Here is a 17,801-nt window from a genome sequence, read left to right on the forward strand (position 1 = left end):
TTTGGGAGGCGTTTCTATTTTTGTTTTCCAATTTTTTGTAATACAAAATTTTTAATAGACCTGTTTCCCTTCTATCTCATTTGACGATTTATTTTTTTATCCTAAATACATAACAATAGTCTGTGTTAATTGGGCTACATATGGCAAAAACAGATGCGCCAACAAGGGTTCACAGTGCTTGAAATTATCATTGCGATTGCCATAACTGCGTTGATTGCTGTTGTTAGTATTAAGGGATGGCGAAATTATCAACATAAAATACATTTAATTATTGTCACACAAAAAGTTGCTGCTTTTATTGCCCGTCACCAAATGCAGGCAGCATATTTGAATCAGGAGAGGAAATTAATAATTAAAACGGATAAAACCTCAAATTGGATGCTGATAGTAACAATTAAAGGTAAAAAGGATAGCCAACCAAGTAAAGAGATGAAGTTGATCAATAGGCATAATGAAATTGTGTTACAAAATTACAGCCGAGTATCGACCTTGTTGCTTGGCAAAAGAGGAACAGCATTACCAACTACTTTACGTTTTAGCAATCACTCAGAAGATATTTTGATCATTATTTCTGCTTTGGGGCGAGTGCGTTTATGTAGTCATCAAAGGCTGGGAGGAATAGCCAGGTGCTAAATAGACCAATTTCTTTTAGTCTAAAGCAACAAGGTTTTTCACTGATTGAAGTCCTAATCAGCTTAATGATAAGTAGTATTGTTTTTCTCGCTATTATAACGCTATATCCCTTATTAACGCAGCAAATTAATCGATTATATCAAACTTATCATCTTGATATGATGGCAAGACAATTCTTATTAATGTTGGAAAAGGATGCTCGACGTTCAGGTTATTGTTTTGGCGATTGTGTTGGAATGGCATTGAAAATCAGTGAAAAAAAAGGGGAAGCAGAGCATTCCTGCATCCATCTTATTTACGATTACAATTTAGATGGCAAATGGGAAAAAGCAAAAGATGAGACTTCTGATTTCTTTATCTATCGTATGCATCAAGGTAGGTTGCAAATACACCGTAGTAGAGAAGATTGTGAAGGACAAGGATGGATAAACCTATTTGATCCCAAAAAAATAGTGGTTTCGCAATTTGCATTAACAGCAGTAACAATGGATAAGAAACGTTTTTTAACTGTGTTTTTAAGTCTATTTCCACGAGCATATCCAGATCTATTAAGGGAATATAAACTGAAAATTTATTTAAGAAATCAATCAATATGAAACAAATAAATTGGTTTTTTTCCCACAAAATCCAACAGCAAGGGAGCATTTTATTAATGGCAATAATAATGCTGATTACTATGAGTTTATTAATGTTAAAAGCATTGCATCATCATCAGGATAATCTATTGCAGATGTTGGAAAGTGAACAACATTATTGGCTTTTTTTTGAGCAAGCAGAGTCTGCATTAGCATGGGGAAAGTATCAACCTTGGATTATTAATAAGGAAAAAAATTCTTCCTGGTCTTGTCAGCAGCCGTTAGGTGCTAATTTCAAAAGTTGTTTGCGCCACTATAAAAATGATTATTTTCTATTAGCCGGCCATGCTTATTTTGACAATAAAACGGTATTTTCACTTTATCTATGGCTCAAAGCAGATAAAAATGTAATGTCTGGTTTTATTCCTTTAAGGCAAGGATGGCTGGATTTTTGTCTAGTTAAAAGAACGGAATTTTGTCAATGAAACGCGCTAAACTCAATAGGCAATCTGGCATGGCAATAACCGAAGTGATGATTGCTATAGCGTTATTTGCTATTTCAGCTATAGCATTAATAAAATATGTTCATAATCTAAAGGCAGGCTTTTTTCTTGCCTGGCAAAAAACACAACAATTTAGATTGATGCACACTTTTTTTGAAAGTGAAGAAGCAATGCTAAGCATTGATTCTACTATCGCTGATATAACGAATAATACACTTAAAAATACTGATTTATCATATCATTATGTGAATGTTACAGATACTTGTAAGCAAATGTTAATTACATTTAAGATGCCTTACAATCATTTGACAACTGCATCAAGGTGGTACTGTTCGTCAGGGAGAGGGTATGCTACAAATTTATCATTCTAATCAATTAGAAATTCATAAAGAACTGATTTCTAGTTTGATCAAAAATGATCCCTTGGCCAATCCGTTTGAACAAGAAATTATTTTGGTTCAAAGTCCAGGTATGTCGCAATGGCTACAAATAGAGCTTGCACAAAGTTTAGGAATTGCTGCTAATATTTCTTTTCCTCTACCGGCAACTTTTATTTGGGACATGTTTACTCGGGTTTTACCTGATATTCCAAAAGAGAGTGCTTTTAGCAAAGGGGCAATGGCTTGGAAATTAATGACAATTTTACCATCCTTGCTACACGAGCCGGAGTTTGAACCACTAAGACAATATCTGAATGAGGATACGGGTAAACGCAAGTTGTATCAGTTATCCGGTCGTATTGCCGATTTGTTTGATCAATATTTAGTTTACCGTCCACAATGGTTAGAAAGCTGGCATAAGAAACAACTAATTGAGGGATTAAGTGATAATCAGCAATGGCAAAAACGCCTTTGGTTAGCATTAATTGAGTATACTGAAAAACTTAATCAACCTAAATGGCATCGCGCAAATCTCTATCAACAATTTATACAAAGTTTGCAGGTTAATGTGCCTTCACATATTACCTTGCCAAAACGCGTATTTATCTGTGGTATTGCTGCATTACCCCCCGTCTATTTGCAGGCATTAAATGCCCTCGGCCAACATATAGATATTCATTTAATGTTTACTAACCCATGTCGTTATTATTGGGGAGATATTCAGAGCTATGCTTTTTTGGCAAAACTTGAGCGGCGTAAGTTAAAGGATTATCGTGATCAACATGAAATTATGCGTTTTAAGAGAGAAGGTTCATCTGATACTTTATTTAATCAACAAGGTGAACAATTTCTGACTAATCCACTTTTAGCTTCTTGGGGCAAGTTAGGACGTGACAATCTCTATTTTCTTTCTCAATTGGAGCAATCGAATGAAATTGCTGCCTTTGTAGATTTACCATGTGATAGTTTATTGCACCAGGTTCAAAGAGATATTTTGGATTTAGAAGATCATGCTCAACTGGGTTTAACCGAAGCAAGTTACAATAATAGTTTTTTAAAAAGGCAATTAAGCAAACAGGATAAATCACTGACATTTCATTCATGCCATAGCCCACAGCGTGAAGTAGAAGTACTGCAAGATTATTTGTTACGTCTATTTGAGGAAGATGCAACCCTAACCCCCAAAGATATCATTGTGATGGTGGCGGATATTGACAGTTATGCACCTTATATTCAGGCTGTGTTTAGTCATGTATCAACTGAACGTCAGCTCCCTTTTTCTATCTCAGATCGAAAAGCTCGGCAGGTGCATCCTATTTTACAAGCTTTTATTTCATTACTTGATTTACCCCAAAGTCGTTTTACGACAGAGCAAGTATTAGCATTGTTGGAAGTACCTGCCCTGGCTCGACGATTTTCTATCTATGATGATGAATTACTTTTATTGCGTCGATGGATCAACGAATCAGGTATACGCTGGGGGCTTAATGATGAAAATATTGCAATGTTGGAGTTACCGGTAACAGGTCAGAATACATGGGCCTTTGGTTTAAATAGAATGCTGCTTGGCTATGCGATGGATAGTCATGTAGGGACTTGGAATAAAATTTTGCCTTATGATGAATGTACAGGTTTGGCCGCACAATTAGCGGGGCAGCTTGCCACATTTATTGATTCATTAACCAACTGGAGAAGTATCCTTAATCAGGAAAGGAAACTGTCAGAATGGTTGCCATTATGTCAATGTCTGTTAGATGCTTTTTTTGAGACTGATGAACAAATTGAATCGATATTCATTTTTATACTTCAACAATGGCAGAAAACTATTGAGACTGGAATAGTGACAAAATATGAAGATAGGGTTCCTCTATCGCTTATTCGTGATGAGCTAGTCGCATGTTTTGATGATGAAAAGATTAGTCAACGTTTTCTTGCTGGTGCAATTAATTTTTGTACTCTAATGCCAATGCGTTCTATCCCTTTTAAAGTTGTGTGTTTATTAGGTATGAACGATCGGATATATCCACGTTCTATACCGCCATTAGGATTTGATTTAATGGCTGAACAGCCACAACGAGGTGACAGAAAGCGTCGAGATGATGATCGTTATCTCTTTTTGGAGGCTTTAAATTCCGCTTCTCAACTATTTTATCTTAGCTATATTGGCCATGCGATGCGTGACAATCAACCACAGAATCCCTCAGTGCTAGTAAATGAATTACTGGATTATATCAGCCAAAGTTTTTGTTTAGAGGGCGATGAACAATTAAATGTTGATGATAGTGCTGACAGAGTAAAAGAACATTTAGTTACTAAGCACACTCGAGTACCTTTTGCGACAGAGAATTATGTACCTAATAGCATTCATCAGAGTTATGCCACCGAATGGTTAGCAGCCGCAAAAAAACAAGGTAATCCACCGACTGAATTCTGTACGCAGTTGGCGCCAATGCTAGAACATGAAAATGAAATATTATTAGAGCAGTTACTCTCTTTTTATCGCCACCCGATCCGAGCTTTTTTTCAACAAAGGTTAAAAGTTAATTTTTTTAATGAAGAAGTACAATTACCGGAGAATGAGCCCTTTATTGTAAATAATTTGCAACGCTATAAATTTAATGAGCGCTTACTTAACGCTATGATTTATGAAGCGTCACTGGAGGAGCTGTTCGCGACTTTACGAGCAACGGGTGGATTACCGGCAGAACATTTTGGTCAAATTTATTGGGAAAAACAGATCCAAGATATGCAGCCATTAGCAGATAAAGTAAAGATAAATTGTCATGAATGTTTTAACAAACTATTCGTTGAACCTTTTGACAATGCTCGCTTGGTCGGACAATTACGAAATATTCAGCAAAACGGTATTATTCGTTATCGTCCTGCAAATTTAACGATTAATGATGGTTTATCACTATGGATAGAACATTTAATTTTTTGTTTAACGGTTAGAGCTGGTGAAAGTTACTATTGGGGGAGAGATAATAGTGAATGGTGTTTTGTACCAGTGGATAAATATCAGGCGAAAATATATTTACAACAGCTTATTAATGGTTATCAAGAGGGAATGAACTCGCCATTGCCACTTTTTAATAAAAGTGGCTGGAATTGGTTAATGTCATGCTATAACAAAAAGAGTGATCAATTTGATTTTGAGTCTGATGCTGTTTTGCAAAAAGCAAAAATGCAACTTATCCAATCTTTACAAGGCACATATAATCAGCCAGGCGAGATAGAAGATAGCTATATTGGCCGGGCTTTCAGTAAAATAGATAACAATTTGCTTAAAATAATACAAAAAAAGGCACGTACTTACTTATTGCCAATGGCAATTTTTAGAAAAAAATAGAAAGAGGGTGTAATAAGATGCTTAAAATGACAAGGGTTGTTATGAAAAACATGATAGTCGTGCTCTTATTATTATTTGGTACCGTAAGCTTTGCTAAGCAGAATTGGCAAGTTTTGCCTGATAAGATAAATAAAAGTGAAAAAGATACTCGAGGGTATCAGGCAATAAAACTTGCTAACAATATGATTGTATTGTTGGTGTCTGATCCGAAGGCCAGTAAATCATTAGCTGCAATCACTTTACCAGTAGGTACAATGGAAAGTCCGGATCAACAACTTGGTTTGGCGCATTATCTTGAACATATGGTATTGATGGGGTCTAAACGCTATCCTGAACCAAGTGCAATATCAGAGTTTTTGCAAAAACATGGCGGCAGTCATAATGCTAGTACGACTGCAAATCTTACGGCTTACTACTTAGAGGTTGAAAATGGTGCTTTAAGAGCTGCCACAGATCGCTTGGCAAGCGCACTAGCTGAGCCATTGCTTGATCCAAAAAATGCGGCTCGAGAACGTAATGCTGTTAATGCAGAATTAACAATGGCACGAGCTCGTGATGAAATGCGATTATGGCAGGTTCGTTCTGAGACACTTAATCCGGCTCATCCTAATTCACGTTTTTCTGGTGGAAATTTAGAAACGTTAAGTGATAAACCAGGTAGTCGTTTACAGACTGAGCTCAAGAATTTTTATTATCGCTTTTATTCGGCTAATTTGATGAAAGGTATTTTGTATGGCAATCAATCATTAAATCAATTAGCTAAAATTGCAGTTGAAACTTTCGGCCGCATTCCGGATCGAAAGGTTATTGTTCCAGAGATAACAGTACCTGCTATAACCGATAAAGAAAAAGGAATAATTATTCATTATGTGCCAGCACAACCTAAAAAAGCTTTACAACTGGAATTTAGTATTGCAAATAATATAACTGAATTTCGTAGTAAGACTGACGAATATATTGGTTATTTAATAGGAAACCGCAGTCATAATACCCTTGCTGATTGGTTGCTAAAAGATGGACTTGCTGAAGAAATTAATGTAGACGTGGCACCCAATGTTGATCGTAATAACGGCATTTTTTCGATTAATGTTTTATTGACAGATAAGGGATTGGAAAATAGAGATAAGATTATTGCAGCAATATTTTCTTATATTGATTTATTAAAAGAGAAAGGTATTAAGAACAATTATTTTAACGAGATCGCTAATGTTTTAAAACTTTCTTTTCAACATGATTCCATTGTGCGTGATATGAATTATATTCAACAACTATCTAATCAAATGTTGAATGTGCCAATCGCCCATGTGCTTGATGCCAATTACATTGCTGATCGTTTTGATCCTAAAGCAATAAGTAGCCGTTTAGCACAATTAACTGCCAAGAATGCTAGAATTTGGTTTATTGCACCAAATGAACCCCATAATAAAGAAGCCTATTTTCTCAATGCGCCTTATCAAGTTGATAAAATTAACAGCCAGCAATATCAGCGCTGGGCTGAGTTAAAAAAAACAATCCATTTTTCGTTACCTGAATTGAACCCTTATATTGCTAATGATTTTTCTTTAATTAAACGTTCCCGTCATTATCAGCATCCTGAATTAGTATATGAGCAAGGAAATGTGCGGATAGTTTATATGCCAAGTCAATATTTCGCTGATGAACCTAAAGGGGGTATCGCTTTAGATTTACGTAATGAGCAGAGCAATAAAACGGCTAAATCTCAAGTTAGTGCAGCGTTATTAGAATACTTAGCCACTTTGAAATTGTCTCAATTAAGTTACCAAGCGTCGGTCGCTGGAATGGAGCTTGTGGTTTCCTCAAATTTAGGGTTGCAATTGAAAACGAGTGGTTATACTCAACATCTAGCTGAATTGACAACAAAAATGATCAAGGAATTTCTTACCTTTACAGTTTCTGCTGACGAAGTTGCGCAAGCAAAATCATGGTATAGAGAACAGCTTGAAGTTACTAATAACCTTAAAGACTTTGAGTTGGCAATGCAGCCAAAACAACGTTTAGAAAATGTACCTTATTTTGAGCAAGGACAGCGCTTAAAGGCCTTAGAAACGATTACAGCAAATGACATCTTAAACTACCGTCAAGATACTATTGCAAATGCAGCCCTACAAGCAATTGTTTTTGGCAATCTAACACAGAAGCAAGGGATTGATATTATTAAGTCCATTTATCATTTATTAAATAATAAAGGTAAAAATTGGTGGAGAGGAGATATTATTGTTGTAGATAAACAGCATAAAGTAAATTTTCAACATCAAGCAAATAGTACGGATAATGCGTTAGCAGAAATATTTATTCCGACAGGATATGACCGTTATAGTGGATTTGTATTATCAAATATTTTGGCCAATATTTTGCATCCTTGGTTTTTTGAACAACTGAGGACGCAAGAGCAATTGGGCTATGCTGTATTTGCCTTTAATACTAATTTTGGTGAGCAATGGGGATTAGGTTTTTTATTACAAAGCAATAATAAAACTCCCGCCTATTTGAATGGACGTTATCAAAATTTTTATCAATTAGCCTTTAAAAAATTAAATGCGTTGCAAAAAAAAGATTTTGAGCAATATAAAAAGGCACTATTGACGGAAATGGAACAGCCTCCGCAAACTTTTTATGAAGAGATAGATCGTTTTTTACCCGATTTTGCGAGGAATAATTTTGCTTTTGATAGCAGAGAAAAAATAATCAAAATGTTGAAAACAGTTACACAACAGGATTTAGTAACTTTTTATAATAATGCCATCTTGCAACAAAAAGGTTTAGCTTTTGTTTCACAAATTATAGCCAAAGGTGTTAATAAAGAGGGTTATGCTCAATTAAAAGATTGGATAACTTATCCCACGGCGTCTGAATTACAAAAGATTTTGCCAATTGAGGTAGATGCTAAGTGAGGAATAGGAGAATACAAGCTTATCAACTGGATCCTTATCGTTTGCCTCTTTATGGTCAACGGCTGATAGAAGCTTCAGCAGGAACAGGAAAAACCCATACGATAGCTTTACTCTATTTGCGATTATTATTGGGTGTTGGGCAAAAAAATGCATTTTCTCGTCCATTAAGTGTAGAAGAGATTTTAGTGGTAACTTTTACAGAAGCGGCAACCGATGAGTTACGATCACGTATTCGCCACAATATTCATCAGATGAGAATGGCTTGTATTAGAGATGGTATTGGTTTTGATGAAAATTCAATATATCGAACCTTACTATCTTCTATTGCAGATAAAAATGTGGCCGCTCAATGGTTACTTGCTGCTGAACGTCAAATGGATGAAGCAGCGATTTATACCATCCATGGTTTCTGTCAACGCATGTTGGTGCATAATGCTTTTGAGTCAGGCATGCTATTTGAGCAATCAATAATAAAAGACGAACATACCTTACAGCAACAGGCTTGTGCTGATTTTTGGCGCTGTAACTGCTATCCATTGGATTATTCTATATCAAAGGTTATTGTTGACGAATGGAGTGATCCAGAAACACTGTTAGCTGAAATAAAGCCTTATTTACAAGGAGATATTCCAGCCTTTATCAACCAACCCATTGAAGCTCAATCAATAAAACAGCGTCATAAAACGCTAATTGATACGATAAAAATAGTAAAAGAGCAGTGGCTTATAAATTCGGCCAGTTTCCTTGATTTAATTAGTAATTCCGCTGTAAATAAACGTAGCTATAGTCGCCGTAATTTACCGGTTTGGTTAGCCACGGTCAATAGCTGGGCACAGTCAGCGACCGTAGATTATAAAACACCGAAAGAACTGGCTCGCTTTTCCCAATCTGAACTGCTAGATAAGACACCAACGGGTAATGTACCAGAACATGAGGTTTTTCTTGCTATTGATAATTTATTGCAACAATCACTTACATTACGTGATCTTATTATTTCAAAAGCAATTATCAACATTCGGCAAACGATTGTTCAAGAGAAAAAACGGCGTGGAGAAATTGGATTTGATGATTTATTAAGTTATTTAGATCAGGCATTGCAGGCCGAAGGTGGAGAGCGATTAGCTAACGCGATTCGTAATCGCTACCCAGTTGTTATGGTCGATGAGTTTCAAGATACGGATCCGCAACAATATCGAATTTTTCAGCGTATTTATCAAGGGCATAATCATTGTTGTCTATTATTTATTGGTGATCCTAAACAAGCTATTTATGCTTTTCGTGGTGCGGATATTTTTACTTATCTTAAAGCTAAGGATCAGATTGAATCACACTATACCCTTGATACCAATTGGCGCTCTTCACCAAATATGATTGCGGCAGTTAATCAATTATTTAGTCGGGTAGCAAAGCCGTTTGTATTTGAGCAAATACCGTTTAATGCCGTTAATCCAGCCCCTGCGAATCAGCATTTAGCGTTTATTCATAAAACAGAAAAACTATCAGCATTAAATTTTTGTTATTTAGACAAAGAAAATGTTTCAACTTTGGATTATCAGCAAACGATGGCCCACCAGTGTGCTAGTCAGATATGTGATTGGCTTAAAGGGGGCGAGAATGGGACAAGCTGGCTGTATCGAGATAATGTAAAACAGCCGGTAACGGCTGCCGATATTATGGTGTTAGTCAGAAGCCGTCGTGAAGCAGTAATAATACGAGAAGCGTTAAGTAAATTTAATATTTCGTCAGTTTTTCTTTCTAATCAAGAAAGCGTTTTTGCTACTGATGAAGCGCGCGATTTATTATGGTTATTACAAGCCGTGCTCTCACCTGAAAAGGAACGCACGCTACGTTGTGCATTGGCTACCCGTTTAATCGGGCTAAATGCACAAGATATTGAACAATTAAACCAGGATGAAAATCAGTGGGAAATACGGGTTGAAGAGTTTGCCAATTATTTATTGCTTTGGCAGCGACATGGTATTTTGCCTACATTACGAGCTATTATGGTTAACCACCGAATTGCTGAAAACCTGCTAATGGATAATATAGAGGGTGAACGGCGCTTGATGGATGTGATGCATCTTAGTGAATTGTTGCAAGAGGCTGAATTACAACTTGATAGTGTGCATGCTCTAGTCCGCTGGTTAGCACGGCAGATAGACCAACCGGATGCTTTATTAGAAAACCAGCAGATACGTTTAGAGAGTGATAAGCACTTAGTTAGTATTAGTACCATCCATAAATCTAAAGGTTTAGAATTCCCGATTGTTTGGCTACCCTTTGCTTGTCAATTCTCTCAGCAAAAATTGGCCACTTTTCATGATCGTGATAATTTTCAAACATGTCTTGATCTGACACAACAAGAAGAGAGCATTAGGCTGGCTAATGAAGAACGTTTAGCAGAAGATTTGCGGTTGTTATATGTTGCACTAACGCGCTCAAAATTTCATTGTAGTGTTGGTATTGCCCCTTTAATAAAAGGTCGCGTGAGTAGGGAAAGTGGTGACACTGATTTACATCAAAGCGCATTAGGTTACTTATTACAAAACGGCCAACAAGGCAATGCCGCTCTTTTACGCGATGCTTTAGGCGCATTAGCTAGTGAAAATATTAGTATCACAGCCATTAGTGATATTAACCTATCGCCTTGGTATCCTAAAGAAAATAAACCTGTGAAGTTATTGGCGCGAAATTTTACAGGTCAGATCCAAAATAGCTGGCGAGTTACTAGCTACTCAGGATTAACTTATCATGATATATATTCTTTATCTGATAAGTTTACTGCTAGTGATGTAAATATTGAGATTGCTATCCAAGCTTTGGCACCTAAAATGGACGCTGATGCGCAAGGTGACGATTTGTTGGTTCAAGGTGAAATAGCAGATAGAAGTGTTCATACCTTTCCTAAGGGCGCCACAGCAGGAACTTTTTTACACTCCTTGTTGGAATTATTGCCATTTAATCAACATCCGCAAGAGTCTTGGTTAGCTGAAAAATTAGCACAAGCCGGTTTTTCTGTTGATTGGGCACCTTTGCTAAAAATGTGGCTAATAAATATTTTTGACACTCCATTACTTAAAAATAATTTCAGTTTGTCAAAGATCACACCTGAGTATCAATTAAATGAAATGCAATTTCATTTACCAATAGAAAAATTATTATCGCCATCTGAATTAGACAGATTGGCCCATCAATATGATGTCTTATCCCAACGTTGTCCACCACTTAGGTTTGAGCCAGTAACAGGTGTTTTAAAAGGTTATATTGATTTAGTTTTCTGCTGGCAAGACAAATTTTATCTGCTTGATTATAAATCAAATTGGTTAGGAGAAAATAGTCTGGCATATAGTCAGCAGGCAATACAGAGCTCGATGATTGATCATAGATATGATTTACAGTATCAGCTTTATACATTAGCTTTGCATCGTTATTTACGAAATCGTTTGCCTGGTTATGATTATCAAAACCATTTTGGTGGTGTTATTTACCTTTTTTTGCGAGGGGTTGATATTAATAACCTTGGTTATGGTATTTATCATACAATTCCTGCTTATGAGTTAATTAATGGCTTGGATGAGCTATTTAATGCAACTAATCGAGGTGAAGAAGGATGATAACTTTACTAAAGCGAGCTGCTGAGCTTAATTTGTTTAATTCTTTAGACGTACAGCTTGCTATTCGGTTAGTGGAAAATGAAAACCCGTTATTATTATTGATATTTGCATTATTGAGCGCTGAAACTCGAGCAGGGCATGTTTGTTTGTTTATTGATAAGCTCCAACCACTCTATTTATTTGAAGGTAGGCAGGTTGAAATGGCTTTTGCCCTATGGGAAATGGCGGGAACGCCTGATAGTAGCAGGATCTATGCTGAGCTTAAACAATGTAATGCTGTTTGTGATGCTCAGCAACCCACAGCTAAGCCATTAGTGTTATCAGATAACAAACTCTATTTTCAGCGGATGTGGGCTGATGAAGGATTAGTGGCTGACTTTTTTTCTCGTCATGTGTTAGAAACCGTTGATGAACAGCGGCTAGCAACTATTTTAACGCGTTTTTTTACGCCCTCGAACACACAAGATTGGCAAAAAATAGCTGTGGCAGTTGCAGTAACCAGTCGGATTGCTGTTATTTCTGGTGGGCCAGGTACTGGTAAAACAACGACAGTAGCACGTTTATTAGCCACTTTAGTCAAATTAAGTCATGAAAAGTTAATCATTCAGTTAGCAGCACCGACAGGAAAAGCGGCTGCACGATTAACTGAATCATTAAATAATGCATTATTAAAACTGAATTTATCTGCAACTGAGCAAGCGGTTATTCCCGAACAAGCGCAGACTATTCATCGTTTATTAGGTGCTCAACCAGATAGCCAGTTATTACGTTATCATAAAGACAATCCACTGTTATTAGACGTATTAATAGTTGATGAAGCATCGATGATTGATTTGCCTATGATGGCCAGATTGATTGAAGCCCTGCCTCACCACGCACGTGTTATTTTGTTAGGTGACAGAGATCAATTAGCTTCGGTTGAAGCGGGTGCTGTTCTCGGTGATCTTTGTCGTTTTTCCGAATGCGGATATAGTCGTACAAGAGCAGCACAACTGACTAAAATCACTGACTGTGATTTATCTGATTTTATATCGAACGAAGGACCAGATGTTAAAGATCGGATTTGCTTATTACGAAAGAGCTATCGTTTTGATGCACAATCAGGAATTGGTCGACTGGCTACGGCAATTAACCAAGCTAATATCAAATATGTTGAGCAGCTATTAACACAGCCAAGTGCGGATATTGCTTTTCACTCAATTGATTCGCCTGTGAGATATGGCAAATTAATTTCTGATGCTACTGCATGCTACCGTTATTATCTGGATATGATAAAAGCGGGTCGCGATCCTGAAGAGATCCTGACTGCTTTTAATCGTTATCGCTTATTAGCTGCTCTAAGGGAGGGACCATACGGGGTTATAGGGCTAAATGACAAGTTAGAACAGCTTTTGCATCGTCAGGCAAGTATTCGACGTCCAGCGTATAGCTGGAATAAAAACTATGAAGGCCGCCCAATCATGATCACTAAAAATGATCGTCCTCTTGGTTTATTTAATGGGGATATTGGTATCATGCTACGCGATGGACAACAGGGTTTAAAAGCTTATTTTCAGTTGCCAAATGGGGTGGTTAAAAGAATACAACCCAGTCGTTTACCTCAGCATGAAACTGCCTTTGTGATAACTGTACATAAATCTCAAGGGTCAGAATTTGAACATGCCGCATTGGTTTTACCACCAATTTTTACACCTATTCTTAGTAAAGAGCTTATTTATACGGCAATTACACGAGCGAAAAATCAGCTGACGATTTATGCTGATCGTCATGTTTTTGCTAAAGCGCTAGTGACGCCGACAGAGCGGCGCAGTGGTTTGACTGAGCGTTTAGTTTGATGAAAGTAGAATTTATTTAGCTTGCTGGTTTGTTTTATATTATTCATAGCCAACGCAATAAAAAAATAAATTTTTAAGCATAATGAACAGGATTAGAATATTGCGGTATATAACTTTAGTTTCCGCTTTTATCAATGAATAAGTTATTTGTATTAGTTATTATTCTTATTTTTATATTAATTGTTTTTTAGAAGTATAAATGGTCGATATTTGAGATGCTGCATAAAATATTTGAACCTTATTATTATTCGATGGAAGGATGCAAATAAATGTTAAATTCAATCAATCATACATCTCAGATTAGTGATCATTCATCTCAGGTAGTTAACCAACAGGTGGCTTCTGCCTTAACAGGGGCAAATACAGAAAATAAAATAGTTTCTCAATTTCTAACAGTATGAAATTCTAATATTGATTTGCACGAGATAAAAATAAAAGAAAATGATTTATTTGATGCAGTTAAAAAAAATTCACATCTTCTAGTTATCTCGAATACCCTGAGTCCACTGAGCAGACGAAAAGGTTTTATCAAGCTGGATTAGCCATCGGGATTGTGCATGATTATCAACCGGTTGATATAATTTCAGAAATAGCGGTTGCAAAAAAGAAGGCAGATCACATTTACAATAATTTGCCTATAAAAAATCAGCTAGATGAGCCAGAAGTAGTAATTGAAAATAGAGGAAAAGCTTTTGTAGCAAGTTTTCTATCGGCTAGTACTGTTTTGGATTCGACGGTCTATGCTCAGGCATTAAATATTGGTAGTGGGGTTATAAATGCTATGCCTACTGATAATCTAATGGTTAATCATTTTTCAACGATGTGGAATTTGCGTGATTCTCTTGCAGCGTCAGCACCAAAGCCTGCAATTGAAACAACTAATTAACCGTTATTTTATTTTTGGATCTTCTCTTGGTTAAATAGAGAAGATCCGCTATTTTTTTGCTTAATAGCAATAGAAATTTTTGTTTATTTAAATAATGTATTTTTTATTACAATAGAGTTTATTAATTAAATTTTTAATTAGTTTTATAGTAATCTAATTAATATTAAGTATTAAAATTTTTGAGCATCGTTGGTAATTATAAAGAGATTGTTTTTTTATTGGCAACATATCAACTTTTGCCGGCAAAAAACCTCTTTCCTGAAACCAATGTGTACTTTGGGTTGTTAATACAAAAAGTTTTTCTAATTTTAAATTTTTGGCTTGCAGAGTAATGTGTTCAAGCAGTTTTTCTCCTCTTGATAAATTACGATAGTCAGGATGTACAGCCAGGCAAGCCATTTCTCCCGACTTTTCTTCTAAATAGGTATAAAGTGCTGCGCAAGCGATGACCAAATTTTCTCGTTCGATGATAGTATATTTGTCGATTTCCATTTCTAATTGTTCACGTGAACGGCAAATCAGTATTCCTTGCTGTTCTAGCGGTTGAATTAATTCTAATATTCCACTGATATCATTAATATTAGCTCGACGAATTTGTTCAGAATTTTCCATTATAATTTGGGTACCAATACCCTTGTGAGAAAAAAGTTCTTGTAACAAAGCGCCACTCTCTTGATAGCTTATTAAATGGCTACGACGAACACCCTGCCGGCATGCTTTAGTTGCGCTACGTAGAAAAGGGAGTATGTCAGAATGATTATTGTGTTGTTTTTCCAGTTCATCAATATGTATTTCAGCATCATTCGGTGAGAGTTGCGATAATATATTGCCATTTTTATCACTGATACCTTGTGAAGAGCAAAATCCAATTAATTTATCTGCTTTGAGCTTAATCGCTAATTGGCTTGCGATGGTTTCCGTGGCTAGATTAAAACTTTCTCCCGTTACAGAAACAGCAATTGGACCAATTAATACAATGGAACCGCGCTCTAATTGATAATTGATAGCGATATCATCGATTCGGCGTATACCTCCGCTGTGACAATAATCAACACCCTTGTCGATCCCTAAAGGTTGAGCAATAATAAAATTACCACTGACGACATTAATATGGGCACCTTGTAATGGAGTATTGTTGAGACTCATCGATAACAGAGCGGTAATATCCCATTGTAATGTAGCTGATATTTTTTTAGCTAACTCCATGGTATTGGCATCTGTGACGTGAATATTTTTATGGTAGATTGCCGGATATTGACGGGTTAAGAGTTTTTTATCTATCTGTGGGCGTATACCATAAACTAAAACCAATCGAATACCCAGACTGTGTAATAAACCGATATCGCTAATGATATGAGTAAAATTTTTATCTGCGATAGCGTTACCGTTCAATGTAATAACAAAAGTTTTATCGCGATGTATATTAATATAGGGAACAGAGTGGCGAAATCCATTAACTAAATCAGTACTACGTCCTTCCATATGTTTCTCATATAAATGATTGTTCCTAATGAAAGTCTTTTTATGATTTTTGACACAAAATAGCAAGAAAAAATGCATGAAAAATCATCATTATTGTTTCAGAATATATGAGTGACTAATTATTTTTAGAGAGTAATTTATTAATGACAGCTCATTAATGTTTGGTTAAAGTTTTCTATAGTTATTTTTTTGTTGTTGATAATATTGAGCGGTTTGTAATTATTTGATGTTTTAAGTGGGTTTTTCGATGGATCATTCAAAACACGGTTTTTCACGACGACGTCTTCTGCAAGGAGCAGCTGCGACTATACTGTTAAGTATTAGTCCATTGGGGCTAGCCTTGTCTTCAAGTATAGTTGCTATTCGTATTTGGCCTGCTTCTAGTTATACCAGAGTAACTTTAGAATCGAATATTGCTTTAAAATATCGTCAATTTGCTTTGTCTGCTCCTGATCGGATTGTCGTGGATTTAGAAAACGTACAATTAAATAGTGTCTTGCAAGGGGTAGGCAAGCAAATCAGTTCGCGTGATCCTTATCTGAAATTAGTCAGAGTAGGGCAATTTGATCAAAAAACGGTTCGATTAGTTTTTGAAGTGAAAACTCATGTTGAACCACAAATGTTTACTATTGCACCTGTTGCTGGTTTTAAACATCGCTTAGTTGTTGATTTTTATCCTGCTTCTGGTGTTTACACTGATGACGATCCGTTATTAGCACTACTAGAAGATTACAATAAAGGTAAATTGGATGATGCGTTGCCGGTTATAACGAAAAAGCCAGGTAAAGCAGGTAGAGATAGGCCGATTGTCATTATGATCGATCCTGGTCATGGTGGGGAAGATCCTGGTGCGATAGGAAAATATAAAACGCGGGAAAAAGATATTGTATTGCAAATTGCGCGGCGATTAAAAATATTAATTAATCGTGAACCTAAGATGAAAGTTTATATGACTCGTAATGAAGATGTATTTATTCCTTTAAAAGTACGAGTTGCAAAAGCAAGAAAAATGCAGGCTGATTTATTTGTTTCTATTCACGCTGATGCCTTTACTAATCGTAAAGCGAGAGGTTCCTCCGTATTTGCATTATCAACCAAAGGCGCCACCAGTAATACCGCTCGATATTTAGCACAAACACAGAATGAGGCAGATCTGATTGGTGGTGTCAGTAAAAGTGGTGATAAATATCTTGATCACACCATGTTTGATTTAGTTCAGACAGCGACTATTAATGATAGCTTGAAATTTGGTACCGAAGTGCTTAAACGGATGGGTAACGTGAACAAGTTGCATAAGAACATCGTTGATCAAGCGGGTTTTGCGGTATTAAAGGCACCAGACATTCCGTCTATTCTGGTTGAAACGGCTTTTATTAGTAATATTGAAGAAGAACGAAAATTAAAAACAGCAAAATTCCAACAGCAGATGGCGGAATCTATTTTCCGGGGTATTAAAGCTTATTTTGACAACGGTGGAAAACTGGCTTTGCGTTAAGCGTGTTAATTAGATAAATAATAGCTTTGTCGGGAAACTAATCTGATATTAAACGAAAGATGGTTGCGGGAGCCGGATTTGAACCGACGACCTTCGGGTTATGAGCCCGACGAGCTACCAAGCTGCTCCACCCCGCG

Annotated in this window: 11 protein-coding genes and 1 tRNA gene; 10 read left to right on the forward strand and 2 right to left on the reverse strand. The window is 36.4% G+C overall.

The features are described 5' to 3' along the window. Window positions 1-153 precede the first annotated feature (153 nt). From H1X92_RS10775 to H1X92_RS10815, 9 genes are all read left to right on the forward strand, one after another. Window positions 154-633, forward strand: coding sequence for a prepilin-type N-terminal cleavage/methylation domain-containing protein (locus H1X92_RS10775; RefSeq protein ID WP_180560150.1), 480 nt, complete (start codon window positions 154-156; stop codon window positions 631-633). Continuing rightward, a complete protein-coding gene (locus H1X92_RS10780; RefSeq protein ID WP_180560151.1) occupies window positions 627-1,229 on the forward strand; it encodes a prepilin peptidase-dependent protein in 603 nt (200 codons plus the stop codon). Before H1X92_RS10775 ends, H1X92_RS10780 begins: the two co-directional genes overlap by 7 nt. After that, window positions 1,226-1,693 carry a YgdB family protein gene (locus tag H1X92_RS10785; RefSeq protein WP_180560152.1) on the forward strand — a complete coding sequence of 156 codons (468 nt, stop codon included), beginning with the start codon at window positions 1,226-1,228 and terminating at the stop codon, window positions 1,691-1,693. The genes H1X92_RS10780 and H1X92_RS10785 overlap by 4 nt, the downstream gene beginning before the upstream one ends. Beyond that, window positions 1,690-2,082: a type IV pilus modification PilV family protein gene (locus H1X92_RS10790; protein WP_180560153.1), complete on the forward strand. Its 393-nt coding sequence runs from the start codon at window positions 1,690-1,692 to the stop codon at window positions 2,080-2,082. Before H1X92_RS10785 ends, H1X92_RS10790 begins: the two co-directional genes overlap by 4 nt. Beyond that, window positions 2,060-5,440, forward strand: a complete 3,381-nt coding sequence (gene recC, locus H1X92_RS10795) for an exodeoxyribonuclease V subunit gamma (RefSeq protein WP_180560154.1) — start codon at window positions 2,060-2,062, stop codon at window positions 5,438-5,440. The genes H1X92_RS10790 and recC overlap by 23 nt, the downstream gene beginning before the upstream one ends. A gap of 26 nt (window positions 5,441-5,466) precedes the next feature. After that, entirely contained in the window at window positions 5,467-8,352 is a 2,886-nt protein-coding gene (gene ptrA, locus H1X92_RS10800; protein ID WP_180560164.1) for a pitrilysin, read from the forward strand. Further along, entirely contained in the window at window positions 8,349-11,966 is a 3,618-nt protein-coding gene (gene recB, locus H1X92_RS10805) for an exodeoxyribonuclease V subunit beta (RefSeq protein ID WP_180560155.1), read from the forward strand. The genes ptrA and recB overlap by 4 nt, the downstream gene beginning before the upstream one ends. Then, the gene (gene recD, locus H1X92_RS10810; RefSeq protein ID WP_180560156.1) at window positions 11,963-13,801 is read left to right on the forward strand and encodes an exodeoxyribonuclease V subunit alpha; all 1,839 of its coding nucleotides are present in this window, start codon (window positions 11,963-11,965) and stop codon (window positions 13,799-13,801) included. The genes recB and recD overlap by 4 nt, the downstream gene beginning before the upstream one ends. A gap of 553 nt (window positions 13,802-14,354) precedes the next feature. Next, on the forward strand, window positions 14,355-14,687 hold the full coding sequence (locus tag H1X92_RS10815; protein ID WP_180560157.1) for a hypothetical protein: 333 nt from the start codon (window positions 14,355-14,357) through the stop codon (window positions 14,685-14,687). A 153-nt stretch (window positions 14,688-14,840) separates the two neighbouring features. Here the strand turns inward: H1X92_RS10815 and argA are convergent, their stop codons facing one another. Next, window positions 14,841-16,169 carry an amino-acid N-acetyltransferase gene (argA, locus tag H1X92_RS10820; protein WP_180560158.1) on the reverse strand — a complete coding sequence of 443 codons (1,329 nt, stop codon included), beginning with the start codon at window positions 16,167-16,169 and terminating at the stop codon, window positions 14,841-14,843. 247 nt (window positions 16,170-16,416) lie between these two features. Between argA and amiC the strand changes: the two genes are divergently transcribed. Beyond that, on the forward strand, window positions 16,417-17,664 hold the full coding sequence (amiC, locus tag H1X92_RS10825) for an N-acetylmuramoyl-L-alanine amidase AmiC (RefSeq protein WP_180560159.1): 1,248 nt from the start codon (window positions 16,417-16,419) through the stop codon (window positions 17,662-17,664). 60 nt (window positions 17,665-17,724) lie between these two features. Here amiC and H1X92_RS10830 read toward each other — a convergent pair. After that, window positions 17,725-17,801, reverse strand: a tRNA-Met gene (locus H1X92_RS10830).

The organism is Arsenophonus endosymbiont of Apis mellifera (assembly GCF_903968575.1).
GTDB lineage: Bacteria > Pseudomonadota > Gammaproteobacteria > Enterobacterales > Enterobacteriaceae > Arsenophonus > Arsenophonus apicola.